Genomic DNA, 6,877 nt, shown 5'->3' with positions numbered 1-6,877 from the left:
CCACAGGTCTGGTAAAAGAGTTACGTTTACGCAAACGTCAAAATTTCTTGGGAGTGGTTGATGGCTTTGCCGGATGTACTAAAGTCGAGACTGCGCGTTCCAGTCGTCGGAGCGCCCTTGTTCATCGTTTCGCACCCGGCTTTGGTTCTTGCGCAATGCAAGGCAGGCGTCGTCGGCTCTTTTCCCGCGCTCAATGCGCGACCCGAAGCGCAACTCGACGAGTGGCTGGCCGAGATCACCGAAGAACTGCGCAACCACGACGAGAAAAATCCGGATCGTCCCGCCGCACCCTTTGCAGTCAACCAGATCGTGCACCGCTCCAACAAGCGGCTCGAACATGACCTCGGGATGTGCCTCAAATACAAGGTTCCGATCGTCATCTCCTCGCTCGGCGCGGTGCCGGAGGTGAACGAGGCGATCCATTCCTATGGCGGCATCGTACTCCACGACATTATCAATAACCGCCACGCTAATTCCGCGATTCGCAAGGGTGCGGACGGGTTGATCGCGGTTGCGGCGGGAGCGGGCGGCCATGCTGGCCCGCTGTCGCCATTTGCCCTGATCCACGAAATCCGCGAATGGTTCGATGGCCCGTTGCTTCTTTCGGGTGCAATCGCCACCGGTGGTGCCATTCTCGCAGCGCAGGCCATGGGCGCGGATCTAGCCTACATCGGCTCACCGTTCATTGCCACCAATGAGGCACGCGCAGTCGACGGCTACAAGCAGATGATCGTCGACTCGACCTCGACGGATATTGTCTACTCCAACTACTTCACGGGCATCCACGGCAACTACTTGAAGCCGTCGATCGCCAAGGCCGGGATGGACCCGGAACACCTGCCGGAAGCCGATCCCTCAAAGATGGATTTTGAAGCGGCAACGACTGGCGCCAAGGCCTGGAAGGACATCTGGGGCTGCGGCCAAGGCATCGCCGCCATCAAGGAAATCGTTCCCGCGGGCGATCTCGTGGCGCGGCTCGAGCGGGAATATCACGCGGCGAAAGCGAAACTCTGCGCTGCTTGAAAGGGCGATCCTACATCGGCCGGCTGGCGATCTCGGCGACGGCGCGTTTGGCCATCACCTTCACCAGATTGGCGCGATATTCGGCCGAGGCGTGCATATCGGATAGCAGTCCATCCGCGTCCACCGTCAGGCCATCCAGCGCCGAAGCGTGGAAATCCGCCGCGAGTGCCTTCTCGGCATCCTTCAGTCGGAACACGCCGTTCTCGCCAGCACCCGTCACTGCAACCCTGACCGTGTCGCCGGATTTGGCGACGAATACACCGGCCATTGCGTAGAGCGAGGCAGGGTTCGGGAACTTCTTAAATGCGGCTTTGTCTGGGACGGTAAATTCCACACCGGTGACGATTTCTTCGGGTTCAAGTGCAGTTTCAAAGAGACCAGTGAAATATTCCCCCGCCGGGACGGAGCGGCGATTGGTGATGATCGTCGCGTCCAATGCAAGTAGGGCGGAAGGATAGTCGGCAGCCGGATCATTGTTGGCAATTGACCCGCCTATGGTACCCATGTTGCGTACCTGAGGATCGCCGATGTGGCCGGCAAGATTGGTGATCGCCGGACAGATTTTGGCAAGTTCCGCGTGCGTCGCCACGTCATGATGACTGGTGACCGCTCCGATATGAACCGTGCGGCCGGAAATCTTGACTCCCTTCAACGCCTCGATGCGGCGCAGGTCGACAAGATCGCTCGGCGACGCCAGACGCTGCTTCATCGTTGGAATGAGCGTCATGCCGCCTGCGAGGTACTTCCCATCCTCCGCTTCGCCCATCAGCCGTGCTGCGCCTTCGACGGAGGTGGCGCGATGATACTGTGTCTCATACATGGCCTGTCTCCCTTACTTTGACGCGTGAATGGCGGCCCAGACAATTTGCGGGGTTGCCGGCATGGCGAGGTCGTTGTTGTCGATTGCATCGGTGATGGCGTTGATGACGGCCGGGGGCGAGCCTATCGCTCCCGCTTCGCCGCAGCCCTTGACCCCAAGCGGGTTGGAAGGACATGCCGTCTCGGTGTTCATGACCTTGAAGGACGGCAGGTCGAAGGCGCGCGGCATCGTATAGTCCATATAGCTTGCTGTCAGGAGCTGCCCGTTCTCGTCGTAATGCGTCCCTTCGAGCAACGCCTGGCCGATACCTTGCGCGAGGCCGCCATGCACCTGTCCCTCGACAATCATCGGGTTAATGATCTTGCCGAAGTCGTCAGCGGCAACAAACTGGACGACCTCTGTCGTCCCGGTTTCCGGATCGATCTCGACTTCGCAGATGTGGCACCCGCCCGGGAAGGTGAAATTGGACGGATCGTAGAATGCACCCTCCTTGAGGCCGGGTTCCATCCCGGACGGAAGGTTGTGTGCGGTATATGCAGCTAGCGCCACCTGGAACCAGGGAACGCTCTTGTCAGTGCCGGCAACGCGCACGTCGCCGTCCTTGATCTCGATGTCAGCCTCGTCGGCTTCGAGCAGATGGGCAGCAATCTTCTTGGCCTTGGCTTCGACCTTGTCGAGCGCCTTGGCTATCGCCGACATGCCGACCGCGCCGGATCGCGAGCCATAGGTGCCCATGCCCATCTGGACCTTGTCCGTATCGCCGTGGACGATCGAGACACTATCGATGGGCACACCGAACCGTTCGGCCGCGAGCTGGGCGAACGTGGTTTCGTGGCCCTGGCCGTGGGAATGGGAGCCAGTCAGTATTTCTATCGTGCCGACCGCATTGACCCTGACTTCCGCGCTCTCCCAAAGACCAACGCCAGCGCCGAGCGAACCGACTGCCGAGGAGGGAGCAAGACCGCAGGCCTCAATGTAGCAGCTCATACCGATGCCGCGCAGCTTGCCACTTTTTTTGGCCTCCTGCCGGCGCTTCTCAAAGCCGGCATAGTCGGCGGCCTTCATGGCCGCATCGAGCGTCGCATCGAAATCGCCGGCGTCGTAGCACATGATCACCGGCGTCTGGTGCGGGAATGATCTTACGAAATTCTTGCGCCGCAGCTCAGCAGGCGAAACGTTCAGTTCGCGTGCCGCCGTTTCCATGATGCGCTCGAGCACGAATGTTGCTTCAGGTCGCCCCGCGCCGCGATAGGCATCGACAGGCGCCGTATTGGTATACACCGTCTTCACATTGGCATGGATCGCCGGAATGGCATATTGCCCAGAGAGCAGCGTCGCATAGAGATAGGTCGGAACGCAGCTTGAAAACAACGACATGTAGGCGCCGAGATTGGCGATTGTCTGGACCTTCAGGCCAAGAATACTGTTGTCCTTGTCGAAGGCAATCTCCGCATGGGTGACATGGTCGCGCCCATGAGCGTCGGCGAGGAAGCTCTCGGTGCGATCAGCTACCCATTTGACCGGAACCCCGGTCTTCTTCGACGCCCAGAGGCAGACAATCTCCTCAGGATATATATAAATCTTGGAACCAAACCCACCACCGACATCCGGCGCGATCACGCGCAGCTTGTTTTCAGGCGCGACATTGTAGAACGCGCTCATCACGAGGCGGGCGACATGCGGATTTTGCGACGTGGTCCAGCAGGTGTAGTGATCCTCGCCGGAATCGTAAACGCCTAGCGTCGCCCGCGGCTCCATCGCGTTCGGCACCAGGCGATTATTGACGATATCCATCTTCGTGATGTGAGCCGCCTTGGCGAAAGCCTCGTTGGTCGCGGTCTCGTCGCCAAGGTCCCAGTCGAAGATCAGGTTGTCCGGCGCCTCCGCATGGATTTCCGGCGCGCCCGGCTGCAGAGCGTCGAGCGCGTTGACCACGACCGGCAACTCCTCATAGGTGACCTCGACCGCTTCGGCGGCATCGCGGGCTTCGCCCTTCGAATCAGCGATGACGATGGCTACGGCGTCGCCCACATAGCGAACCTTGTCGGTTGCAAGCGGCGACCAGGCCCCCATTTTCATCGGGGTGCCGTCCTTGGAATGGATCATCCAACCGCAGATCAGATTGCCAATTCCGTCAGCCTTGAGCTCGCTGCCGGTCAGCACTGCAATCACGCCAGACTTCGCTTGCGCCGTATCGACCTTGATACTGCTGATCTTGGCATGGGCATGTGGGCTACGCACGAACGCCGCGTGCTTCATGCCGGGCACGACCATGTCGTCGGTATACTTGCCCTTGCCGGTGATGAACCTTTTGTCTTCCTTGCGGAGAACCCGTGCTCCGATACCTTCAACGCCCATGATTAGTTCTCCCTGTCGCAGACGGCTTGGCTGGAGAGACGATAGAGCTCCTAAGCGAGGCCGCTGCCAGACTGAATCCGTTGATCAGGCAGCCTTCTCGGCGCCCTTCCCCATTTTTTCCGATGCGTCGAGCACGGCCTTGACGATATTGTGATAGCCGGTGCAGCGGCAGATATTGCCTTCAAGTTCAAGGCGCACAGTGGCTTCGTCCAGGCCTTCGGGATGCCGGCGGATTATGTCCGCCGAACTCATGAGCATGCCGGGGGTACAGAAGCCGCATTGCAGCGCGTGATGCTCGCGGAAAGCCGCCTGAAGCGGGTGCAATTCGCCATTGAGGCTTAGCCCCTCGATGGTGGTGACGGTCGAGCCCGAGGCCTGCGCCGCAAGCATCGTGCAGGACTTGACCGCTTTTCCATCGACATGCACAACGCAGGCGCCGCATTGCGACGTATCACAGCCGACATGGGTGCCGGTCAATCCAAGATTTTCACGCAGGAAATGCACGAGTAGTGTGCGGTCTTCGGCTTCGCCTTTTACGGCTCGACCATTAACGACCAGTTCAACCTTCGCCATAGGTTCCTCCCAGACCGTTGACATGGCAAATGTGCCTTCTCCCGGGGCCCATGTGCTTAACGCTGAGATTAATCGCTCCTACGCACTTGTCTATCGTCTAAATAGAAAAATTCTAACCTACCGTTTCCGCGCGTATCAAAAGAGCGGCAGCTGTCTCCCACCTTCTGCCAGCTTGCCAAAAAGCAGCGATCTCAAGGCTTGCATTCGGCGCGCAATGCGGGTATCAGGCGCGTCATCCTTCGGCATGAACCTGATTGCCGGATTCATGGATCGGGAAGCATCTTCCCTGCCGCTTTAGCTCAGTTGGTAGAGCACATCATTCGTAATGATGGGGTCGCGTGTTCGAGTCACGCAAGCGGCACCACTTTTCAACTCCTATGCTGCATAGAATCGGCTCAGAAACGACTTGGTGCAGGAGATTTCACACCTCGGCTGCTTTTCTCTGATGCGGGGTGATGATGCCATAACCCCCGTCCAGCATCTGGAGGGACATGCCGACGATTGCTTCGTGCGCGAACGTCCTATCCTCGTTTAAATCATATCGGCCGGCTACCACAGCAAAGGCTTGACCGGTTTTTCGCTAGGCATGGCTATAAACCCCCATGACTCTCTGGCGAAGTGAGCAGATAGTTGGAATTGGCATGGTTGGCGTAGGCGTTGGCCAGGTGGAGCAATCGCGGGATTGGATTCTCGATACGCCTGCCAAGTTCGATGGTGCAGGCGGGAAACTGCATTCGGTAAATCGGTGACGATGGGAGATTATCCCTGACAGCTACCGGGCGGGTGATCGCGGCATCCCGCTCAAGATTGAAGCCCGCACACAGAGGGAACGACAATGAAAAAACTACTTGCATCCACATGCCTGATTTTTGGCCTGATCGGCGGAGCTTCCTTTGCCAGCGCCGCCGAATGCGGCAGCATCACAATCGCAAGCATGAATTGGCAGAGCGCCGAGGTGCTTTCAAATCTCGACAAGATCATCCTGAACGAAGGTTATGGTTGCCAGGCCGATATCACCGTCGGTGATACAGTTCCGACAATCACCTCCATGGCGGAAAAGGGTCAGCCGGATATCGCACCCGAAGCATGGGTCGATCTGCTCCCGGAAATCGTCAAGAAGGGAACTGACGAGGGGAAGATCGTAGCGGTTGGCTCGCCGCTCCCGGATGGCGGCAATCAGGGTTGGTGGATACCGAAATACCTTGCCGATGCCCATCCGGATATAAAGACCATACCGGACATGCTCAAGCATCCGGAACTTTTTCCTGATCCCGAGGACGCATCAAAGGGAGCAATCTTCAACGGTCCGTCCGGGTGGGGTGGCACTCTCGTGACCACGCAACTCTATAAGGCTTTTGATGCTGAGAAAGCCGGCTTCAGGCTAGTCGATACCGGCTCGGCAGCTGGCCTCGACGGTTCCATCGCCAAGGCTTACGAGCGCAAGCAGGGCTGGGTTGGCTATTACTGGGCGCCGACCGCTTTGCTCGGCAAATACCCGATGGTGAAGCTGGAGGCGGGCGCTCCCGCTGACCCGGCGGAGTGGAAGCGTTGCAATACGGTGGCAGATTGCCCTGATCCGAAGCCGAATGCATGGCCAATCGACAAAATTGTTACGCTGCTGGCGAAGCCTTTCTCTGAAAAGGTTGATCCGGGCGTGATGGACTATCTCAAGAAGCGTTCCTGGAGCAACGAAACAGTCAACAAGCTGATGGCCTGGATGACTGACAATCAGGCGACTGGTGAGGACGGGGCCAAGCATTTCCTCAAGGAGAACAAGGACATTTGGACCAAGTGGGTCTCCCCGGAAGCCGCCAAGAAAATCGAGACTTCTCTCTGACATCTACAGAACTGCGGTGCACAAACGCGCACCGCAGTTCGCCTGCTGCGCGGGTCGGAATGCTTACGCCGCTTTGTCCGTACGCAGCGCCCAAAATGCAAAGAGTGGTTTATCAAGGGATCGCATGGCGTGATTGATATTCGGCACGTTGTAGAACGAACCGCCAATGCCGGGTGAAAACCACTCCCCTTCACCCTGCCTGAACTCTCCGTTCGAAAGAACGAGGTACACCTCCTCGGGCGAATGGTCATGGTCCGGGTAGCGAA

At 58.4% G+C, this 6,877-nt stretch carries 6 protein-coding genes and 1 tRNA gene; 3 read left to right on the top strand and 4 right to left on the bottom strand.

What is annotated here, in order from left to right; genetic code table 11:
- The first annotated feature begins 60 nt into the window (after window positions 1-60).
- Window positions 61-1,023: a nitronate monooxygenase family protein gene (locus AAAB35_RS12165; protein WP_340668541.1), complete on the top strand. Its 963-nt coding sequence runs from the start codon at window positions 61-63 to the stop codon at window positions 1,021-1,023.
- A gap of 10 nt (window positions 1,024-1,033) precedes the next feature.
- On the opposite strand, the gene AAAB35_RS12160 is transcribed toward AAAB35_RS12165, so the two are convergent.
- The 3 genes from AAAB35_RS12160 to AAAB35_RS12150 form a co-directional block, all read right to left on the bottom strand.
- Window positions 1,034-1,843, bottom strand: coding sequence for a xanthine dehydrogenase family protein subunit M (locus AAAB35_RS12160; protein WP_340668540.1), 810 nt, complete (start codon window positions 1,841-1,843; stop codon window positions 1,034-1,036).
- A gap of 12 nt (window positions 1,844-1,855) precedes the next feature.
- Window positions 1,856-4,201 carry a xanthine dehydrogenase family protein molybdopterin-binding subunit gene (locus AAAB35_RS12155; protein ID WP_340668539.1) on the bottom strand — a complete coding sequence of 782 codons (2,346 nt, stop codon included), beginning with the start codon at window positions 4,199-4,201 and terminating at the stop codon, window positions 1,856-1,858.
- 84 nt (window positions 4,202-4,285) lie between these two features.
- Window positions 4,286-4,774: a (2Fe-2S)-binding protein gene (locus AAAB35_RS12150; protein ID WP_340668538.1), complete on the bottom strand. Its 489-nt coding sequence runs from the start codon at window positions 4,772-4,774 to the stop codon at window positions 4,286-4,288.
- Between the two features lie 288 nt (window positions 4,775-5,062).
- On the opposite strand from AAAB35_RS12150, the gene AAAB35_RS12145 reads away from it, so the two are divergent.
- Both AAAB35_RS12145 and AAAB35_RS12140 read left to right on the top strand, forming a co-directional pair.
- Window positions 5,063-5,138 (top strand) — tRNA-Thr (locus AAAB35_RS12145).
- Window positions 5,139-5,609: 471 nt separating this feature from the next.
- The gene (locus AAAB35_RS12140) at window positions 5,610-6,611 is read left to right on the top strand and encodes an ABC transporter substrate-binding protein (RefSeq protein ID WP_340668537.1); all 1,002 of its coding nucleotides are present in this window, start codon (window positions 5,610-5,612) and stop codon (window positions 6,609-6,611) included.
- A 63-nt stretch (window positions 6,612-6,674) separates the two neighbouring features.
- Here AAAB35_RS12140 and AAAB35_RS12135 read toward each other — a convergent pair.
- Window positions 6,675-6,877 (bottom strand): dimethylsulfonioproprionate lyase family protein (locus tag AAAB35_RS12135; RefSeq protein ID WP_340667026.1); only part of this gene is annotated, 203 nt, incomplete at its 5' end.

Source organism: Phyllobacterium sp., assembly GCF_037994425.1.
Lineage (GTDB): Bacteria > Pseudomonadota > Alphaproteobacteria > Rhizobiales > Rhizobiaceae > Phyllobacterium.
This window is presented reverse-complemented; position numbering and strand designations above follow the sequence as displayed.

Coding starts and splice junctions, on each gene's coding strand:
- AAAB35_RS12160 (WP_340668540.1), bottom strand. CDS start 1,843: ATGTATGAGACACAGTATCATCGCGCCACCTCCGTCGAAGGCGCAGCA.
- AAAB35_RS12150 (WP_340668538.1), bottom strand. CDS start 4,774: ATGGCGAAGGTTGAACTGGTCGTTAATGGTCGAGCCGTAAAAGGCGAA.
- AAAB35_RS12165 (WP_340668541.1), top strand. CDS start 61: ATGGCTTTGCCGGATGTACTAAAGTCGAGACTGCGCGTTCCAGTCGTC.
- AAAB35_RS12140 (WP_340668537.1), top strand. CDS start 5,610: ATGAAAAAACTACTTGCATCCACATGCCTGATTTTTGGCCTGATCGGC.
- AAAB35_RS12155 (WP_340668539.1), bottom strand. CDS start 4,201: ATGGGCGTTGAAGGTATCGGAGCACGGGTTCTCCGCAAGGAAGACAAA.